The sequence below is a fragment of the Streptomyces sp. NPDC026515 genome, from assembly GCF_055567595.1.
Genome location: NZ_JBVHQD010000007.1, coordinates 380,584 through 398,243 on the forward strand (window position 1 = coordinate 380,584; position 17,660 = coordinate 398,243).

Consider the following 17,660-nt stretch of genomic DNA (forward strand, 5'->3'; position numbering starts at 1 on the left):
GAATCGGGACCATGGAAAGCAGCAGCACCACGGGCGGCAGCACGCGCCGTGAAGCCACCCGGCAGAAGCTCTACGAGGCGGCCGTCACCCTCATCGCCGAGCAGGGCTTCTCGGCCACCACCGTGGACGAGATCGCCGAGCGTGCCGGGGTCGCGAAGGGCACGGTCTACTACAACTTCGCGAGCAAGTCGGTCCTCTTCGAGGAACTGCTGCGGCACGGTGTGGGCCTGCTCACCGCCTCCTTGAAGGAGGCCGCCGAGCGGACCGCGCGGGAGGGCGGCAGCCGGGTGGACGCCCTGGACGCCATGGTCCGCGCGGGTCTGGTCTTCATCGACCGCTACCCGGCCTTCACCCAGCTCTACGTGGCCGAGCTGTGGCGCACCAACCGGGCCTGGCAGTCGACGCTGATGGTGGTCCGGCAGCAGGCGGTCGCGGTCGTCGAGGGCGTGCTGCGCGAAGGCGTCGACAACGGCGAGTTCAGCGACGAGATCGACGTCCAGCTGACGGCGGCCGCGCTGGTCGGCATGGTGCTGGTGGCCGCGCTGGACTGGAAGTCCTTCCAGCCGGAGCGCTCCCTGGACGACGTCCACTCGGCCCTGTCCCGGCTGCTGCAGGGACGGGTGAGCGGGAGGGGCTGAGCCCTTCCGGGACCGGCACGCGAAGGCGCCGGCCCGCCGTGGCCGCGTCCCCCGCGGGCCACCGGTGGACCGGCGCCTTCCGTACACCCCCGTGTTTCCCCGGATTCCCGTTGTCTCCCCCGGGTCCCCTCTCCCCCGTGTCTCGCTTCCGCCGACGGATCGGCGGAAGGAGCGGTCGAGGGCGCCGGCGCCGTTCCCCCGCCCCGTGCCGGCGGTACCGGACCTGGCGCCCCTTTCCGTGCCTCCACTCTCTCGTCCACGCAGGTCGCAGCCCATCCGCGCGCCTACTCAAATCACTCCCTGGGTACGCGTACTCAGCTCCGCGTGCCCAGCCCCAGGACGCGCGGGCGCCGACTGGCTACGATCGCGTCCGTGTCGGTACTCCCCTTGGTCTTCACCAGCGGCTGGGCCAGCGGAATCAACGCGTACGCGGTGGTGCTGCTGCTCGGCCTCTTCGGCGCTACGGGCCTGAGCGACGACGTCCCCGAGACGCTGCAACGCCCCGAGGTGCTGATCGTCGCGGGCGTGCTGTTCCTGTGCGAGGCGGTCGCCGACAAGATCCCGTACGTCGACTCGGTGTGGGACTCCGTGCACACGGTGGTCCGCCCGGTGGCCGGCGCCTGGGTCGGGGCGCTGCTCGCCGGGCAGAGCGGCTCGCTCAACGACGTGGTGGCCGCGCTGGTCGGCGGCTCGACGGCGCTGGCCAGCCACACCGTCAAGGCCGGGACCCGGATGGCGGTCAACACCTCGCCGGAGCCGTTCAGCAACATCGTGCTGAGCTTCGCCGAGGACCTCGGCGTCGGCGCGATCGTGTCGTTCGCGATGTTCCACCCGCTGGCGGCGGCGGTCGTCGCGGCGGTGCTGCTGGCCACCGGCCTGACCGTGCTGGTGTTCCTGATCTCCCGGATCCGCCGCTTCTGGCGCCGCCGCGCCCAGCGCCGGGAGGAACGCCGGCTCGCGACCCGTACGGGCGGACCACCGGAGTGACGGGCCGCCGGGCCCGGGTGCCGGCGGCGGTCGATAAAGTCGCGGTCATGGGACGGATTGCGGTGATCGGCGCCGGGATGGGCGCCATGGCGGCGGCCGCCCGGCTGGCCGTCGCGGGCCACCGGGTGACGGTGTACGAGCGGACGCGGACGTACGGCGGCGGCGTGCGCCGCTTCGAGCGCGACGGGTTCGCCTTCGACACCGGCCCGGGGCTGCTGCCGCTGCCCGCCGTCTACCGCGACCTGTTCGTCAAGACCGGCAGGGAGCCACTGGAGGACCGGGTCGAGCTGGTCCAGGTCGACCCGTCGGCCCGGCATGTCTTCGCGGACGGCACCGAGGCCGTGCTGCCGAACGCGTCCCGCGCGGGTGTCGTCTCCGCCCTGGACGAGGCCCTCGGGGCGGGCGCCGGACAGCGCTGGGGCGACTTCCTGGTGCGGGCCCGGGAGGCCTGGGACCGCACCCGGCGCCCGCTGCTGGAGGAACCGCTGTGGCCGAACTGGCAGGTGCTGGCCGAGCGCGAACCCTACCCGTCCGTGCCGCACAGGAAGCTGCTGCGCGCCCGCCGGGCCGGCACGCTCGCCGAGATCGGCGCCTGGGAGCTGCGCGACGAGCGCCTGGCCGCGCTCCTGAACAGCCATGCCCTCGCGTACGGCCTCGACCCCCGGGACACTCCGGCGAGCGCGGCCGTGCTGCCGTACCTGGAGCACGCCTTCGGCACCTGGTACGTGCGCGGTGGCATCCGGGAGTTGGCGCGGGCGGTGTACGAGCGGTGCGTGCAGCGGCGGGTCGAGTTCGTGTTCGGCGCAGAGGCCACCGGGGTCCTGGAGAAGGACGGCCGGGCGGCCGGGGTGGAGTTCTCCGACGGAGCCACGGCCGACGCCGACTTCGTGGTGGCGGGCGTGCCACCGCAGGCGCTGGGCCGGGTCCCGGCGCGGGCCGAGGCGGGCCCCGTGCCCCGGCGGGGGCTGCCGAGCCGGCTCACCGTGCTGCTGGCGCTGCGCGGCGGGCGGCCGGCCGGGACCGCTCACCGGACCGTGGTGCACGCGGCGGACGGTACCGCGGAGCTGGACGGCCTGTTCGGGTCGGCGCCGGCCGCACCCGGGACGGTGACGGTGCTGCGGCCCGACGACCCGGCCCTGGTCCCGGACGCCGGGCACGAGGCGGTCGCGCTGGTCTCGGCGGTGCCCGCCGGGAGCGACGGTCCCGGTCTGGCGGAGCGGATGGTCACGGTCGCCGAGCGTGCCGTGCCCGGCCTGCGCGACCGCCTCCTGTGGCAGGAGGTGCGCACCCCGGCGGACATCGCGGCGGAGACCGGCGCGACGGGCGGGGCGGTCCCGCCGCCCGCGCTGGCGGCCGGCGCCGGTGGGCTGCTCTGGCCGGCCAACACCACCGGCCTGTCAGGTCTGTTCACCGTGGGCGGCTGGTCGCACCCCGGCGGCGGACTTCCGCACGCCGGGATGTCGGGAGCGCTGGTGGCAGGACTGATCGTCGAGGGACCGGAGTTCCGCGGCTCGCAGTGAGGTGCGGCCCGGACAGAACCGGGCCGGACCCTCAGAAACGGTACTGCTCGTCGTACCCGGTGCCGGGCCGGCTCTGCTGCGGGTCCTGCCCGTCGCCCTGGTAGGGGTACTGCTGCTCCTGCGGGAGTTCGCCGCCGTAGGTCTCGTCGGCACGCTGCTGCGGGACCCAGACACCGCCCGCGGGGGTCTCGCCGTAGCCGCCGTTGCCGTACTGGTCCTGGGCGTAGCCCTGCTGGTCGTACTGCTGGGTGCCGTACGACTGGTCGTACCCGGTGCCGCCGTAGGTCTGGTTGCCGATGTACGGGTCGGAGTAGTTGGCGTACTGCTGCTGGGCGCCGGTGTCATAGCCGTACTGCTGCTGCCCGTAGCCGGAGTAGTCGTAGGCGTAGTTCTGGTCGGTGCCCTGGGCGGCGTACGTCTGGTCCTGGCCGGCGCTCGCGTAGGCGGGGTCGCCGGTGGTGGCGTAGCCGGGCTCGTTGTATATGCCGTAGGAGCCGGTGTCGTCGGGCACCGGCTGCGGCTCGTACACCGCCGTGGACTCGGCCGCGGTGGGCTCGGCGGGGCGGGCCGAGGAGAACACGTCGTCGCGGTCGTAGTCGTCGCCGCCGTAGGACGGGGTGCCGCCGGTGACGTAGGCGGCCCGCTCGTCGGGGTAGGCGCCGTCGGCCGCGTCCGGGTCGGTGGCCTCCGGGACCGGGTCCTCGTCCGGCTCACCGCGGCGGCGCTTGGTCAGCAGGCCGCCCTCGTGGTCCGCGCCGGGGCGCTTGACCGCCCAGCCGGCCTCGAAGCCGCGGCGGAACGACAGCGTGACGTAGGTCTGGCCGAGCGCGAAGGCGATCGCGCCCACCCCGATGACGATCACCGACGGAATCAGGACACCGAAGACGACGCCGAGGAAGCCGGCGAAGGCGAGCAGCCGCCAGCGCAGCCGCGCCTTGTACTGCAGCAGCACCTCGCCCAGCAACCACAACGCGACGATGCCGAACGCTACGTAGAGGACCGTCCAGCCCATGTACGCCCCTCTCCCAGTGACCGCTACGCAGTGTGTCCTACTCCGGTGCGGCCGGTCTAGGCCCGCGGGGGATGGTGCAGGCCAAGGTTCTCGTAGATCTCCAGCGTCGCCGTGGAGCTGTTGAGCGTGATGAAGTGCAGTCCGGGGACGCCCTCGGCCAGCAGCCGCGCACAGAACTCCGTGGCGAACTCGATACCGATGGAGCGTACCGCCGCCGGATCGTCTTTGGCTGCGAGGATCCGCTCTTTCAGGGCGTCCGGGAAGGAGGCGTTGCTGAGTTTGGGCAGTCGTTCCAGCATCTTCACACTGGTGACGGGCAGGATTTCCGGAATCACCGGAGTCTCACAGCCGGCCGCGCCGACCCGGTCGCGAAGGCGAAGGTAGGACTCGGGCCGGAAGAACATCTGGGTGATGGCGTAGTCGGCGCCCGCACGGCACTTGTCGACGAAGTGCCGGACGTCGGCTTCCCAGTCGCCCGAGCGAGGGTGCATCTCCGGGAAGGCGGCGACGCCCACGCAGAAGTCGCCCGACTCCTTGATGAGCCGGACCAGTTCGGCCGCGTAGGTCAGGCCCTGCGGATGCGCCACCCACTCCCCCATGGGGTCGCCGGGCGGGTCGCCGCGCACGGCGAGCATGTTGCGGATCCCGGCGTCCGCGTACTGGCCGATGATGTTGCGCAGTTCGGCCAGGGAGTGGTCGACCGCGGTGAGGTGGGCGACCGGGGTGAGCGTGGTGTCGGCGACGATCTGCTGGGTCTCCTTGACCGTGCCCGCGCGGGTGGAGCCGCCGGCGCCGTAGGTCACGGAGACGAAGTCGGGGGCAACCGCCTCGACCCTCCGGAGCGCGCTCCACAGGTTCCGCTCGCCCTTGGGGGTTTTCGGCGCCGAGAACTCGAACGAGTACGTGGTCTTGCCGGAGGCGAGCATGTCACGCACGGTGCGTGCGCGGTCAGTCCTGGTGGATGCGGTTCCGAGGGCCATACCCGCAGGTTAGTCAGGGGCGGACGGTCACCCAACCGGACTCCGGAGATTTACCCCGGATTGTCGGCCCCGTGTCCGGATACTGGACAAGTTTCCGGACGCCCGTGTCGGTCGGCTAGCCGACCGACCGCAGTCGCTTCGCGAATTCGGCCGCCGCGGCGCCCGGGTCGTCGGCCGCGGTGAGCGCGCGGACCACGACCACCCGGCGGGCGCCGGCGTCCAGCACCTGGTCGAGGTTGTCCAGGCCGATGCCGCCGATCGCGAACCAGGGGCGGTCGGTGCCCAGCGCGGCGGTGTACCGCACCAGGTCGAGGCCTGGTGCGGGGCGGCCGGGCTTGGTGGGAGTGGGCCAGCAGGGGCCGGTGCAGAAGTAGTCCACGCCGTCCTGGACGGCGGCCGCGGCGGCCTCGGACTCGGCGTGCGTGGAGCGGCCGACCAGGACGTCCGGGCCGAGGATCGCCCGGGCGGCCGGGACCGGCAGGTCCCCCTGGCCGAGGTGGAGCACATCGGCGCCGGCCGCGTGGGCCACGTCCGCGCGGTCGTTGACCGCGAGCAGTTTGCCGTGCCGGGCGCAGGCGTCGGCGAACACGGCGAGGTGCTCCAGCTCCTCGGCGGCCTCCATGCCCTTGTCGCGCAGCTGCACGATGTCGACACCGCCCGCCAGGACCGCGTCCAGGAAACCGGCGAGGTCACCCTGCTCCTTACGGGCGTCCGTGCACAGGTAGAGACGGGCGTCGGCCAGCTGGGCGCGGGCGGTGTCGGTCATTCGGTGTCCCCCGTTGTGTCGGTACCGGCTCGGCTCAGACGGCGAGCGCCTGGGCGCGGCGCTTCACCTCCGTGCCGCGATTCTCGCTGAGCGCCTGCGCGGGGGTGCCGGGCAGGGTCTCGTCGGGCGTGAAGAGCCACTCCAGCATCTCTTCGTCCGTGAAGCCGTCGTCCCGCAGGAGCGTCAGGGTTCCGGACAGGCCCTTGACGACCTTGTCCCCGTCGATGAAGGCGGCGGGGACGTGCAGTGCCCTGTTCTCACCACGGCGGACGGCGATGAGCTGGCCCTCCTTGACCAGCTGCCGCACGCGCGTCACCTCGACGTCCAGCATCTCTGCGATGTCGGGGACGGTGAGCCAGGCGGGGACGAGAGCATCGGTCTTTGCGTCAATCTCGGTCACAGGGTCAAGGGTAGGCGTTTCGGCGGGTGGGGTGCGATCGGTGGCCGTTCGGCCGCGGCCTGTCGCGCCGTTCCTCCCCCCCCAGCGCCTCTAGAGGGACTCCGCGGTCGCGTTCTTCAGAGGGCGGGCCGGGTCTGACAACGCCTCGGCGTCCATCCGGCGCCCCGCCTCGATCAGGCGGCGGCCCTGCGCCAGGTCGCGCGGGCGGCCCACCGCCAGCAGAGCGACCAGGCGGTTCTCGCGGAGCCAGCACACGCTCCAGGACGGGCCGGACGGGTCGCCGCGCCAGATCATGCGGTCGGCGACGGCGTGGTGGCCGGCGTACTGCACGAAGCGGCCGAACTGCTCCGACCAGAAGTACGGCACCGGGTCGTAGACCGCGTCCGACTCGCCGAGGATGCCGGCGGCCACCGTGCGCGGGCCCTGGAGGGCGTTGTCCCAGTGGTGGACCAGCAGGCGTTCGCCGTAGCGGCCGGAGGGGAAGGAGGCGCAGTCGCCGACCGCGTAGACGTCCGGGACGCCGGTGCGCAGCCGGTCGTCGGCGAGCACCTCGCCGTGCCGGCCCAGGCCGATGCCGGAGCCGGCCAGCCAGGCGGTGGCGGGGCGGGCTCCGATGCCGACCACGACGGCACCCGCGGGCACCCGCGAGCCGTCGTCGAGCACCACCGCGCCGGGCTCGACCCGCGCCACGCGCGCGTGCGTGCGCAGCTCGGCGCCGCTGTCGGCGTACCAGCCGGTCATCGGCGCGGCCACCTCGGCCGGGAGCGCTCCCGCGAGCGGGCGGTCGGCGGCCTCCACGACGGTCACCGCGCAGCCCGCCTCCCGCGCGGCGGTGGCGAACTCGGCGCCGATCCAGCCCGCGCCGACCACCACGATGTCGTGCTGCCGGGCGAGCACGGGCCGCAGCCGCTCGGCGTCGTCCAGGGTGCGCAGCAGATGGACGCCGGGCACGCCCTCGGTGCCGGGCAGCGTGATCGGCTCGGCGCCGGTGGCGAGCACCAGGACGTCGTAGGGAACCGGTCCGGCCTCGGTGTCCAGCTCGCGGTCGGCGGGGCGCACGCCGAGGGCGTCGCGGCCCAGCGCCAGCTCGATGCCGAGCGCCTCGAAGTCGACCTCGAAGGCGGAGCCCTCCGCCTTGCCGAGCAGCACCGCCTTGGAGAGCGGCGGCCGGTCGTAGGGCTGGTGCGGCTCGGCCCCGATCAGGGTGACGCTGCCGGTGAAGCCCTGTTCGCGCAGGGCCACGGCGGTCTGCACCCCGGCCATGCCGGCACCGACGACGACCACGCGCCGCGTCGGTGACGTGCCTCGTCGCTGCGTCTGCTCGCTCACCTGATCACCATAGACAAGAACGATAGACAACTGACAAAGAGTCAGTCAGGGGGCGTGCTGGGTGACCTGTTCCACACCACCCGGGCAGGCCGTCCTACCGGGGTGGAGCCGCGCGGGCTAGGGTGGCCGGGAAGCACACGCGGGAGCCCGGACGCACCGGGCTGAGAGGGAGGCTGGCGGCCTCCGACCGTACGAACCTGATCCGGGTCATGCCGGCGAAGGGAGGGGCTGGACGCCCATGTCCGCACATACGTCCGACGTCCTCGTCATCGGGGGCGGAATCATCGGCCTGGTCACGGCCTGGCGGTCCGCGCAGCGCGGGCTCGTCACCGCCGTGGCCGACCCCGAGCCCGGCGGCGGGGCCGCGCAGGTCGCGGCGGGGATGCTGGCCGCGGTCACCGAACTGCACTACGGCGAGCAGACCCTGCTGGGGCTGAACCTGGCCTCCGCCCGCCGCTACCCCGACTTCGCCGCCGAGCTCACCGAGCTCACCGGCCACGACCTCGGCTACCGGCGCTGCGGCACGCTCGCGGTCGCGCTGGACGCCGACGACCGGGCGCACCTGCGCGAGCTGCACGCCCTCCAGCAGCGGTCGGGGCTGGACTCCGAGTGGCTGTCCGGGCGGGAGTGCCGGCGTCTGGAGCCGATGCTCGCGCCGGGTGTGCGCGGCGGGCTGCGGGTCGACGGCGACCACCAGATCGACCCGCGCCGGCTGGCGGCCGCGCTGGTGGCCGCGTGCGAGCGGGCCGGGGTGGTCTTCCACCGCGACTGGGCCGAGCGCCTGGAGGTGGTGCGGGAGCGGGCCACCGGCGCCGTCACGCGCGCGGGGGACCTGCTGGCCGCGGACCGGGTGGTGCTCGCCGCCGGCAGCCTGAGCGGGCGGCTGGCGGGGGTCCCCGAGGACGTGCTGCCGCCGGTGCGGCCCGTGAAGGGGCAGGTGCTGCGGCTGACCGTGCCCGCGGCGTACGCGCCGTTCCTCAGCAGGACCGTACGGGCCGTGGTGCGCGGTGGCCATCTCTACCTGGTGCCCCGGGAGAACGGCGAGCTGGTCGTGGGGGCGACCAGCGAGGAGCTGGGCTGGGACACCACGGTCACCGCGGGGGGCGTGTACGAGCTGCTGCGCGACGCGCACGAGCTGGTGCCCGGCATCACCGAGCTGCCGCTGACCGAGACCCGGGCCGGGCTGCGCCCCGGCTCCCCCGACAACGCGCCGCTGCTCGGGCCGACCCGCCTGGACGGGCTGCTGCTGGCCACCGGTCACCACCGCAACGGGGTGCTGCTCACGCCGGTCACGGGAGACGTGATGGCGGAGCTGCTGACCGGCGGTGAGCTGCCCGAAGCCGTCCGTCCCTTCACGCCGAAGCGTTTCGGCCCCGTCCCCGGCGCACTCCTGGAGCAGACCGCATGAACATCTCCGTCAACGGGGAGCGCCGGGAGATCACCCCGGGCACCGCTCTCGACACGCTCGTGAAGTCCCTGACGGCCGCGCCGTCGGGGGTGGCCGCGGCGGTCAACGAGACCGTCGTACCGCGCGGGGAGTGGCCGGGTACGGCGCTCGCCGAGGGTGACCGGGTGGAAGTCCTGACCGCCGTACAGGGAGGCTGAGCCATGGCCGACGATCCGTTCCTGCTCGGGGGTACCGCCTTCTCGTCCCGGCTGATCATGGGGACCGGGGGTGCGCCCAGCCTGGAGGTGCTGGAGCGGGCGCTGGTCGCGTCCGGTACCGAGCTGACGACGGTCGCGATGCGCCGGGTGGATCCGGGGGTACGGGGGTCCGTGCTGTCGGTCCTGGAGCGGCTCGGGATCCGGGTGCTGCCCAACACTGCCGGCTGCTTCACCGCCGGGGAGGCCGTGCTGACCGCCCGGCTGGCCCGGGAGGCGCTGGGGACCTCGATGGTCAAGCTGGAGGTCATCGCCGACGAGCGGACCTTGCTGCCCGACCCGATCGAGCTCCTCGACGCGGCCGAGGCCCTGGTCGACGACGGGTTCACGGTGCTGCCGTACACCAACGACGATCCGGTGCTGGCCCGGAAGCTGGAGGACGTCGGGTGCGCCGCGGTGATGCCGCTGGGGTCGCCGATCGGGTCGGGGCTCGGGATCCGCAACCCGCACAACTTCCGGCTGATCGTCGAGCACGCGCGCGTGCCGGTGATTCTGGACGCGGGAGCCGGTACGGCCTCCGACGTGGCGCTGGCGATGGAGCTGGGCTGCGCGGGAGTGATGCTGGCGTCCGCGGTGACCCGGGCACAGGATCCGGAACGGATGGCGTCCGCCATGCGGGCCGGGGTGGAGGCGGGACGGCTGGCCCGGCTGGCCGGCCGGATCCCGTTCCGTCACTTCGCGGAGGCGTCGTCCCCCGCGGAGGGCCTGGCCGTCCTGGACCCCGAACGCCCCGCCTTCTGAGCCACCGGCCCGTGCCCGGCGCGTCACAGGTGTGTCGTAGTCCGTGGGGAAATCTGTCTCACCTGTGGGGGTTTCGGCTGGGGCTCGTACACTCGCGGGGTGGATACGACGCTTCAGGACCCCCTTGTCGGGCGTGTGCTCGACGGCCGTTATCGCGTCGACGCGCGGATCGCCGTCGGCGGGATGGCCACGGTCTACCGGGCCCTGGACGTCCGGCTGGACCGGGTGCTCGCGCTGAAGGTGATGCATCCGGCGCTCGCCGCCGACGGTTCCTTCGTCGAGAGATTCATCCGGGAGGCCAAGTCGGTCGCCCGGCTGGCCCATCCCAATGTCGTCCAGGTCTTCGACCAGGGGACCGACGGGCCGTACGTGTATCTCGCGATGGAGTACATCGCCGGCTGCACCCTCCGTGACGTGCTGCGCGAGCGCGGCGCGCTGCAGCCGCGGGCCGCGCTGGACATTCTGGAGCCGGTGCTGGCCGCGCTGGGCGCCGCGCACCGCGCCGGTTTCGTGCACCGCGACATGAAGCCCGAGAACGTGCTGATAGGGGACGACGGGCGGGTCAAGGTCGCCGACTTCGGCCTGGTGCGGTCCGTGAACAGCGTCACGAACACCACTGGCGCCGTGCTCGGGACCGTGGCGTACCTGGCGCCCGAGCAGGTCGAGAACGGGGTCGCCGATCCCCGCGTCGACGTCTACGCGTGCGGTGTGGTGCTCTACGAGATGCTCACCGGGGAGAAGCCGCACGACTCGGACTCGCCCGCGGTGATCCTCTACAAGCATCTCCACGAGGACGTGCCGGCGCCGTCCGCCGTCGTGCCGGGGCTGGCCCACGAGCTGGACGTGCTGGTCGCCCACGGCACCGCCCGTGATCCCGGGGCCCGGCCGTACGACGCCGTCGCGCTGCTGGCCCTGGTCCGTCAGGCGCGGGCCGCCCTTGGCGACGAGCAGCTGGACGCCGTGCCGCCGCAGGCGCTCACCGAGGGACACGACATAGCCGAGGACCGGACGAGCGTCATCCCACGGTCGCTGACCGTGCCCCGGCCGCTGCCCGTCAACGAACCGGACGGCCAGGTCCTGACGACCAGCCGGTTCGAGACGCCGCCGCTGCCGGAGCGCCGGCACGGCGCCCGCCGCGGATCCCGGCGCGGCCTGGTGACGCTCGTCGTCGCCGTCCTGGTCCTCTTCGGCGCCGGCACCGGGATCTGGTACATCAACTCCGGGCAGTTCACCAAGGTCCCGCCGCTGCTGTCGAAGACCGAGGAACAGGCCACCACGCGGCTGAAGGAGGCCGGGCTCGACGTCAAGAACGTCGAGCACGCCTACAGCGACACCGTGAAGCGGGGCACGGTGATCAGCACCGACCCCGCGGCCGGCCGGCGCATCCGCAGCAACGACGCGGTGACCCTGACCATCTCGGACGGCCCGGAGACGGTGAAGGTGCCCGAGACACAGGGCCGCACGCAGGCCCGGGCCAGGGCGCTGCTGAAGGCCGAAGGACTCGAACCGGGCATGGTGACGCGGGAGTTCAGCGACGACGTGCCCAGGGGGTCGGTCATCTCCACCGATCCGGGCGCCGGCAGCGAGCGGCACGCGGGGACGGCGATCGCGCTCGTCGTCAGCAAGGGTTCGCCGGTCGACGTCCCCGATGTCACCGGTGAGGACCTGGACGAGGCCCGGCAGGAGCTTCAGGAGGCCGGGCTGAAGGTGACCGTGTCGGCCACCGAGGTCACCTCCGAGTACGACCAGGGGCAGGTGGCCCGGCAGACCCCGGCGGGCGACGCGCGGGCCGCCGAGGGCGACACGGTGACGCTGACGCTGTCCAAGGGCCCGGAGATGGTCGAGGTGCCGGACGTGGTCGGGGCCACGGTCGACGACGCGACGAAGCTGCTGAAGCAGTCCGGCTTCCAGGTCAAGGAGGACCGCGGGCTGCTGGGACTGTTCGGCGACACCGTCAAGCGGCAGTCGGTGGACGCCGGGGAACAGGCGCCCAAGGGGTCGACGATCACCATCACCGTCCGGTGACCGCGGCCGGCCCGCGGCGTGACACCCTTGACGGGTGAAGACCCACCCGCCCGCTCCCTCCGGCCCGTCCCGCAACCCCGTCGGCGGTCACGTCCCGGTGGCCGGCGGCCTGCACTCCGTGGGGCTGTCCTACGCCCGCGAACTGAAGGCCGAGGCCGTGCAGGTCTTCGTCGCCAACCCGCGCGGCTGGGCCACCCCGGCGGGCAGCCCGCGGCAGGACGAGGCGTTCCGCGCGGCCTGCGCGCAGGAGTCGGTCCCGGCGTACGTGCACGCCCCGTACCTGATCAACTTCGGCTCGCACACCGAGGCGACGGCGGAGAAGTCGGTGGAGTCGCTGCGGCACTCGCTGCGGCGCGGGCGGGAGATCGGGGCGCTCGGCGTGGTGGTGCACACCGGGAGCGCGACCGGCGGACGGTCCCGGGAGGTGGCGCTGAAGCAGGTACGGGCGTATCTGCTGCCGCTCCTGGACGAGCTGACCCGTGACGACGACCCGTTCCTGCTGCTGGAGTCCACCGCCGGACAGGGCGCCTCGCTCTGCTCGCGGACCTGGGACTTCGGGCCGTACTTCGAGGCGCTCGACGCCCATCCCAAGCTCGGCGTGTGCCTGGACACCTGTCACGTGTTCGCCGCCGGGCACGACCTGACCGGGCCGAGCGGGATGCACCAGACCCTGGACCTGCTGGTGAAGACGGTCGGCGAGGGGCGGCTGAAGCTGATCCACGCCAACGACTCCAAGGACGTCGTCGGGGCGCACAAGGACCGGCACGAGAACATCGGCGCCGGGCACATCGGCGCGGATCCGTTCCGTGCGCTGATGACCCACCCGGCGACCGAAGGCGTACCGCTGATCATCGAGACGCCCGGCGGCAAGGAGGGGCACGCGGCGGACGTCGAGCGCCTCAAGCGGCTGCGCGACGGCTGACCGCCTCCGGTCAGCCGACCGCCAGGGGCGCCCCCGCCAGCAGCAGCCCCGCCCCGAGCAGCGCCATCGACCGGCGCAGCCAGCGGTACTTCGCCGAGAGGATGACACTGACGTCCTGGAACTGGGTGAGCAGCCAGCCCACCCGGTCCGCCCCGGCCTCGGCGGCGGCGCGGCGCAGCGCCTCCCGGTCGGTGACGGCGAGCCCGTCGGCGTAGAAGGTCGGGCCCGGTGCCGAACGGACCGTACGGGTACGGGGCACGATCACCGCGAGCAGCAGCAGGGTGCCCGCCGCCCACAGTGCCGCGCCCGCCGCGACGAACACCGCGGCGGGCCCGGAGACGCCGGCGGGCATCCCGCGCCCGAGGACCAGGGCGGGTACCGCCACTGCTCCGGACAGCAGGACGGACGCCTTCACGTCCGCCCTGCCCAGGTCCTCGCGCACGGTCAGCAGCAGCCGTTCGGCGACGTAGTGCGCGGCCGCGTCGGCGCCGGGATCGCCCGCTGTCATCGGCGCGCCTCGGGGCTGGAGTCGTCCTCCACCCCCGTGCCCTCTCCGGGGATGGTGTCCATCGGCGGCACCGGCGGGGCGGGCGGGATCGGCGGGGGCGCGTCGGCCGGGAGCAGCGGCGGGGCGGGCGGGACCGGCGGCATCGGCAGCGAGGTCGGGGCCTGGGGCAGGCCGTTGGGGAAGGCGCCGGTGGAGACCGTACGGCTGAAGTCGATGAGTGCCTGGACCTGGTCGTCGATCTGGTGGCGCTGCACCACGCCCTGGTTGATCAGGTTGGTCAGGTAGTCCAGGGCGCCCTGGCGCTGTTCGCGGGCCTGCTGCTGGAGCACGCCGAGGATCTCGTGCGCCCGGCTCGGGTCCGAGGCGAGCATGTGGGCGTACTGGACGGTCTCACCGGCCGTGATCAGCTTCTGCGCGTCGTCCATGTTGGCGGCGATCCGCGCCTTGTTGACGTTGTCGATGGCCTCCTGGACCACGCCGCCCTTCTCCACCGCGACCATCTGCGCCTGGTGGTCGGCGGCCGCCTGGCCGAGGTCGATCCGTACGAACACCTGGGTGGCGAGGCCGAGATCGGCCCCGAAGTCGCTCCACCGGCCGCTGGCCAGCTCGTCCTGGATCGCCTCGTCGACCTGCTGGGCGGAGTCCAGGCTGTGCCGGCGGCTGAGGCCGCGCAGCCGGGCCTCCAACGAGGGACGCAGCATCCGCTCCACGTCGACCACCCGCTTCTCGGCGGCCAGGTAGAAGTCGTGCACCTCCCAGTTGACGTCCGCGCCCGCCCGGAACCGGGAGCGGTCGCCGTAGGTGGGCAGCTCCAGCTGGAAGGAGACCTGGTGCTGGCCGCGGGCGATCCAGCACACCGAGGTGGGCTTGCCCATCAGCGGCTTGTTGTAGTGCTCGGCGCCGCGGACGGTGATGACGCTGTGCCCGCCGTTCTTGTAGTAGAGCACCGAGGCGACCTGGCTGTTGCGGTGCCGGTAGGTGGTCTGCGGGGCGAACTCGCGGACGAAGGGCCCTCTGAGGTCGTGCGGAAGGACGAACTCCTCGTCCTGGGGCGGCCACGGCTGCCCCCACTGGTTGTGGCTCATGGTGTACTCGCTCCCTGGACCGCGCCCCACAGGCGGCGGACCTGCTGGTCGTTCAGTGGTTGGTCGGGGTCTTCGGTCAGTTCCTTGATCAGGCCGAGCAGCCGGCTGCGGTCGTCGTGGGTGTGCACGAGAAGCGGCAGGAACCGCTCCATGCGGTCTGCCCAGGGCTGGTCGGAGGAGTCGCGCAGCCAGTCGGAGACGGTCTCGATCGCCGCCTCGTACGACCGTGGGGTCTGCAGCGCGGTCCACAGGAGTCCGGCGAGTTCGGCGGCGAAGGCGGGCCGGACGTCGGCCAGGGCCAGCATCAGCGGCCAGTCGCCGTAACCCTCCAGGTCCTCGTGCTGGTTCCAGAGGTCGACGACGCGGATGCCGGCGAGGTAGACCGTGCTCTGCAGGCCGAGGTCCTGCTGGGGCCGGCGTTCGTCGGAGAGCCAGACGCGGATCCGGCGCAGGGTCGGGGCCTCGGGGTGGGCGCCGGCGAAGTGGGCGACCTGGACGGCCGCGGCGGCCCGCAGGGTGCCCTCGTCCCACACGCCGATCCCGCCGAGCAGGTCGAGCGACTCGCGGACGGTGTCCGTGGCCCGGCCCCGGCCGAGCACGGCCCCGGCGGTCCAGCGCAGTTGCTCGTCGCCGTACCGGGCCCAGGAGGCGGCCAGCGCGCGGACGGCGGTGCCGACCTCCGGCGAGCGCGCGGCGACGTCGAGCACGGTCGCGGCGAACAGCCGGCGGCCGGCCCGCTCGGACCGGGCCATGGGCTGGACCAGTTCGTGCACGGTGTGCGAGAGGTCCAGGCGGCACAGCTGTCCGGCGGCGACGGCGGCCCGTACCCAGACCTGCGGCCGGGTGTCCTCGCAGAGTCCGGCCAGCCAGCGCAGCACGGGTCCGCGCGCGTTGTGCCGGTGCTGCCAGAGATGGCCGAGAACGGCCGGGGCGAGGGCCTCGCCGCCGAACCGCACGGTGCGGACCGGCACTTCCTCGGTGCCGACCTCCTCGGTGCCGAGTGCGGCCACCGCACGGGCGGAGACCAGCCGGGCGTCGACGCCGTCGCTGAACAGGGGCCGGCCGGGGGTGGCCTCGGGGTCGACGGTGACGGCAAGTTCCCAGGCGAGCACCTCGGCGGCCTCGGCGACGGCGCTCAGGGAGGCTCCCTCCAGTACGGCCACGGCGATCCGGTAGGCCGCGTCCCGCAGCCGCTCGGGGGTCTCGGAGCGGATCCCGCCGGCGAACCATTCGGCGGCCTGGCTCTCGGCGAACCTCCGGCACTCGGCGAGGAGCCCGTCGTGGGTGAGTTCGTCCCTGGTGTGCCGGGCGAGGAGCCGCGCGAAGCGGGCCGCCTCCGCCGGCCGCAACTCGTCGAGTCCGCGCGCCTCCAGGACGTCCGGGTCGAGGGCGGTCGCCCGGGCCCGCTCGTACAACTCGGGTCCCGAAGCCTCCAGTTCGAGGCCGAGATGCCCTTCGAGTACGGCGGTCTGGGCGGCCGGGGCGTGCGCACGGTAGTAACGGCCGCCGTGGGACTGGACGTCACCGGGTTCGGGGGTGGCCAGCAGGACCGCGTACGCCTGCTTCCTGCCGAGCAGTTCGCAGAGCCGGTCGAGGCCGGTCTCGTCCGGCAGTCCGCCGGTGCTGGGTTCCAGGGCGTAGCCGTGGCCGCCGTGGATCTGGTCGTCGTCCAGCCGGTCCAGGTCGGTGCGCGGGTCGAGGCGGGAGACCTGGCCCCGGGTGAGGTCGTCGAGCAGGGACAGGGCTGTGTAGGCGCGGCCGGTGCCGGGCTGGCCGTACAGCACCAGGAGGCGGCCGCCGCGCAGTTGCTCGCGGTAGTCGCCGTAGTCCTCCGGTTCCTGGAAGACCCGGCGCAGTCGGCGCAGTTCGTCCTCCGGGAGCGGACCGGCGAGCAGGCGTTCGGCGGTCTGCGTCTGCCGAGCGTAGAAGTTCATGGTGCCGACGGAACCGGAGCTGATCAGGGTGCCGGATCCGTGCTGGTTCACGGCGGAGCGGTAGATCCGGGAGGCGGCGGCCGCGGCGCCGGGCAGCGCCTCCTCGCCGAGCGGATTGGCGCCGGAGCCGCCGATGACGTCGGACTTCTCCGCCTCGGAAGCGCCGCCGGAGTCGGCGCCTGACGGCCTGTCCGGCTCGGCCTTCGGCTGCGGCTGCTGCGGTTTCGGGCCGGCCTGGGGCGGCGGGGGGTTCTGCGCGTTCACCGGTCACCGCCGTCGGAGAAGTTGATGGTGTCGATGGTGCCGCCGACGACGATCCGGCCGGTGCCGTGCTGGTTGATGTTCTGGACGACGCCGCTTCCGGCGTTCTTGGGTGCCGGAGTCCGGGGCGGGTCGCCCTGCGGCGGCCCCTGCCGGCCGTCCGGCCCGTCGGCCGCGTCCGGTCCCCGCTCCTCGGGCGGCTCAGGCGGCTGGGACCGTCCGGGGACCATGAACCAGGCGGTGGTACGGCCCTCCTTGAGCTCCACGTCGTGCCGCCGGTAGTGCTCGGGATCCACCCAGCGCCCGCCGGGCACGATGAAGTCCTCGTGCACCCGGTCGGAGGCCGCCACCACCAGGGGTGCGCCGTCCGCGGCCTTGAGGATCGCCTTCGCCACACCGCAGTCGGCCAGCCGGCAGGCGAGGTCGACGGCGCGTCCGGAGCGGCCGTGCAGGTCGGCCGTGACCCGGCCGATGTGCAGGCCCACGCGCAGCCGCAGCGGTTTCCTGAGGTGCCGGTTGCTCTCCCGCAGGTTCTGGTGGAGGTGCTCCACCCATTCCCCGAGGACCCGGACGGGCGGTACGTCGGGTGCCAGTACGCCGAGGATGCCGTCGCCGCGGTCCTCCTGGTAGAGGCGCGGCGGGCGGATGCCGGCCTGTTCGAAGGCGGTGCCCGTGACGTCGTAGAGTCTGCGCCGCATGTCGGGTTTCTCGGTGTCGGACAGCAGGCCCGAGCCCTGTGCGTCCACATTGACGATGAAGCCGTAGGCGGCTTCCCCCTCCATCGTTTTCTCCTCCCTGCCGTCCCGCCGGGGCACCGGCGCCTCCGGTGCGATGCTCGCGGAGCCGGCCGGTCACCGCTGTAGCCGTTTACACAGCGCGGGACTCGGTGG

At 73.3% G+C, this 17,660-nt stretch carries 17 protein-coding genes and 1 riboswitch; of the genes, 8 read left to right on the forward strand and 9 right to left on the reverse strand.

Features of this window, described 5'->3' with window-relative positions; translation table 11 throughout:
• Positions 1–11: 11 nt before the first annotated feature.
• The 3 genes from ACZ4O3_RS17135 (at position 12) to ACZ4O3_RS17145 (ending at position 3,145) form a co-directional block, all read left to right on the forward strand.
• Complete coding sequence (locus tag ACZ4O3_RS17135) at positions 12–638, forward strand: TetR/AcrR family transcriptional regulator (RefSeq protein WP_362727090.1); 627 nt, start codon at positions 12–14, stop codon at positions 636–638.
• Positions 639–1,010: 372 nt separating this feature from the next.
• Positions 1,011–1,625, forward strand: a complete 615-nt coding sequence (locus ACZ4O3_RS17140; RefSeq protein WP_384989616.1) for a DUF4126 domain-containing protein — start codon at positions 1,011–1,013, stop codon at positions 1,623–1,625.
• 47 nt (positions 1,626–1,672) lie between these two features.
• Positions 1,673–3,145, forward strand: a complete 1,473-nt coding sequence (locus ACZ4O3_RS17145) for a phytoene desaturase family protein (RefSeq protein ID WP_467722754.1) — start codon at positions 1,673–1,675, stop codon at positions 3,143–3,145.
• Between the two features lie 31 nt (positions 3,146–3,176).
• On the opposite strand, the gene ACZ4O3_RS17150 is transcribed toward ACZ4O3_RS17145, so the two are convergent.
• The 5 genes from ACZ4O3_RS17150 to ACZ4O3_RS17170 all read right to left on the reverse strand — a co-directional run bounded on the left by ACZ4O3_RS17150 (position 3,177) and on the right by ACZ4O3_RS17170 (position 7,632).
• A complete protein-coding gene (locus ACZ4O3_RS17150; protein WP_467722756.1) occupies positions 3,177–4,157 on the reverse strand; it encodes an SCO2102 family sporulation regulator in 981 nt (326 codons plus the stop codon).
• A gap of 56 nt (positions 4,158–4,213) precedes the next feature.
• The gene (gene metF, locus ACZ4O3_RS17155) at positions 4,214–5,137 is read right to left on the reverse strand and encodes a methylenetetrahydrofolate reductase [NAD(P)H] (RefSeq protein WP_467722757.1); all 924 of its coding nucleotides are present in this window, start codon (positions 5,135–5,137) and stop codon (positions 4,214–4,216) included.
• A 115-nt stretch (positions 5,138–5,252) separates the two neighbouring features.
• The gene (gene thiE, locus ACZ4O3_RS17160; RefSeq protein ID WP_467722759.1) at positions 5,253–5,903 is read right to left on the reverse strand and encodes a thiamine phosphate synthase; all 651 of its coding nucleotides are present in this window, start codon (positions 5,901–5,903) and stop codon (positions 5,253–5,255) included.
• 34 nt (positions 5,904–5,937) lie between these two features.
• Complete coding sequence (locus ACZ4O3_RS17165) at positions 5,938–6,303, reverse strand: Rv2175c family DNA-binding protein (protein ID WP_362729194.1); 366 nt, start codon at positions 6,301–6,303, stop codon at positions 5,938–5,940.
• 90 nt (positions 6,304–6,393) lie between these two features.
• Positions 6,394–7,632 carry an NAD(P)/FAD-dependent oxidoreductase gene (locus ACZ4O3_RS17170; RefSeq protein WP_467722761.1) on the reverse strand — a complete coding sequence of 413 codons (1,239 nt, stop codon included), beginning with the start codon at positions 7,630–7,632 and terminating at the stop codon, positions 6,394–6,396.
• A 129-nt stretch (positions 7,633–7,761) separates the two neighbouring features.
• Positions 7,762–7,873, forward strand: a riboswitch (TPP riboswitch).
• Here ACZ4O3_RS17170 and thiO point away from each other — a divergent pair.
• From thiO to ACZ4O3_RS17195, 5 genes are all read left to right on the forward strand, one after another.
• Positions 7,871–9,040 carry a glycine oxidase ThiO gene (gene thiO, locus ACZ4O3_RS17175; protein ID WP_467722763.1) on the forward strand — a complete coding sequence of 390 codons (1,170 nt, stop codon included), beginning with the start codon at positions 7,871–7,873 and terminating at the stop codon, positions 9,038–9,040. (Overlaps the previous riboswitch by 3 nt.)
• Complete coding sequence (gene thiS / locus ACZ4O3_RS17180; protein ID WP_351732427.1) at positions 9,037–9,237, forward strand: sulfur carrier protein ThiS; 201 nt, start codon at positions 9,037–9,039, stop codon at positions 9,235–9,237. The genes thiO and thiS overlap by 4 nt, the downstream gene beginning before the upstream one ends.
• 3 nt (positions 9,238–9,240) lie before the next feature.
• Positions 9,241–10,035, forward strand: a complete 795-nt coding sequence (locus tag ACZ4O3_RS17185; protein WP_362727448.1) for a thiazole synthase — start codon at positions 9,241–9,243, stop codon at positions 10,033–10,035.
• A gap of 99 nt (positions 10,036–10,134) precedes the next feature.
• The gene (pknB, locus tag ACZ4O3_RS17190; RefSeq protein WP_362727447.1) at positions 10,135–12,060 is read left to right on the forward strand and encodes a Stk1 family PASTA domain-containing Ser/Thr kinase; all 1,926 of its coding nucleotides are present in this window, start codon (positions 10,135–10,137) and stop codon (positions 12,058–12,060) included.
• Between the two features lie 34 nt (positions 12,061–12,094).
• Complete coding sequence (locus ACZ4O3_RS17195) at positions 12,095–12,982, forward strand: deoxyribonuclease IV (RefSeq protein WP_467722765.1); 888 nt, start codon at positions 12,095–12,097, stop codon at positions 12,980–12,982.
• 10 nt (positions 12,983–12,992) lie between these two features.
• Here ACZ4O3_RS17195 and ACZ4O3_RS17200 read toward each other — a convergent pair whose 3' ends face one another.
• Genes ACZ4O3_RS17200 through ACZ4O3_RS17215 form a run of 4 tightly spaced genes read right to left on the reverse strand, consistent with a single transcriptional unit; the run spans position 12,993 to position 17,552 of the window.
• Positions 12,993–13,490, reverse strand: coding sequence for a Pycsar system effector family protein (locus ACZ4O3_RS17200; protein WP_467722766.1), 498 nt, complete (start codon positions 13,488–13,490; stop codon positions 12,993–12,995).
• On the reverse strand, positions 13,487–14,575 hold the full coding sequence (locus tag ACZ4O3_RS17205) for a hypothetical protein (RefSeq protein ID WP_362731348.1): 1,089 nt from the start codon (positions 14,573–14,575) through the stop codon (positions 13,487–13,489). Before ACZ4O3_RS17205 ends, ACZ4O3_RS17200 begins: the two co-directional genes overlap by 4 nt.
• On the reverse strand, positions 14,572–16,773 hold the full coding sequence (locus ACZ4O3_RS17210; protein WP_467722768.1) for a hypothetical protein: 2,202 nt from the start codon (positions 16,771–16,773) through the stop codon (positions 14,572–14,574). Before ACZ4O3_RS17210 ends, ACZ4O3_RS17205 begins: the two co-directional genes overlap by 4 nt.
• Complete coding sequence (locus tag ACZ4O3_RS17215; RefSeq protein WP_467722770.1) at positions 16,770–17,552, reverse strand: nucleotidyl cyclase domain-containing protein; 783 nt, start codon at positions 17,550–17,552, stop codon at positions 16,770–16,772. The genes ACZ4O3_RS17210 and ACZ4O3_RS17215 overlap by 4 nt, the downstream gene beginning before the upstream one ends.
• Between the last annotated feature and the right edge of the window lie 108 nt (positions 17,553–17,660).

What these genes read in the sequence shown, in the direction of transcription:
- thiO (WP_467722763.1), top strand. Translation starts at nt 7,871, where the DNA reads ATGTCCGCACATACGTCCGACGTCCTCGTCATCGGGGGCGGAATCATC.
- ACZ4O3_RS17135 (WP_362727090.1), top strand. Translation starts at nt 12, where the DNA reads ATGGAAAGCAGCAGCACCACGGGCGGCAGCACGCGCCGTGAAGCCACC.
- ACZ4O3_RS17150 (WP_467722756.1), bottom strand. Translation starts at nt 4,157, where the DNA reads ATGGGCTGGACGGTCCTCTACGTAGCGTTCGGCATCGTCGCGTTGTGG.
- ACZ4O3_RS17215 (WP_467722770.1), bottom strand. Translation starts at nt 17,552, where the DNA reads ATGGAGGGGGAAGCCGCCTACGGCTTCATCGTCAATGTGGACGCACAG.
- thiE (WP_467722759.1), bottom strand. Translation starts at nt 5,903, where the DNA reads ATGACCGACACCGCCCGCGCCCAGCTGGCCGACGCCCGTCTCTACCTG.
- thiS (WP_351732427.1), top strand. Translation starts at nt 9,037, where the DNA reads ATGAACATCTCCGTCAACGGGGAGCGCCGGGAGATCACCCCGGGCACC.
- ACZ4O3_RS17145 (WP_467722754.1), top strand. Translation starts at nt 1,673, where the DNA reads ATGGGACGGATTGCGGTGATCGGCGCCGGGATGGGCGCCATGGCGGCG.
- metF (WP_467722757.1), bottom strand. Translation starts at nt 5,137, where the DNA reads ATGGCCCTCGGAACCGCATCCACCAGGACTGACCGCGCACGCACCGTG.
- ACZ4O3_RS17185 (WP_362727448.1), top strand. Translation starts at nt 9,241, where the DNA reads ATGGCCGACGATCCGTTCCTGCTCGGGGGTACCGCCTTCTCGTCCCGG.
- ACZ4O3_RS17205 (WP_362731348.1), bottom strand. Translation starts at nt 14,575, where the DNA reads ATGAGCCACAACCAGTGGGGGCAGCCGTGGCCGCCCCAGGACGAGGAG.
- ACZ4O3_RS17200 (WP_467722766.1), bottom strand. Translation starts at nt 13,490, where the DNA reads ATGACAGCGGGCGATCCCGGCGCCGACGCGGCCGCGCACTACGTCGCC.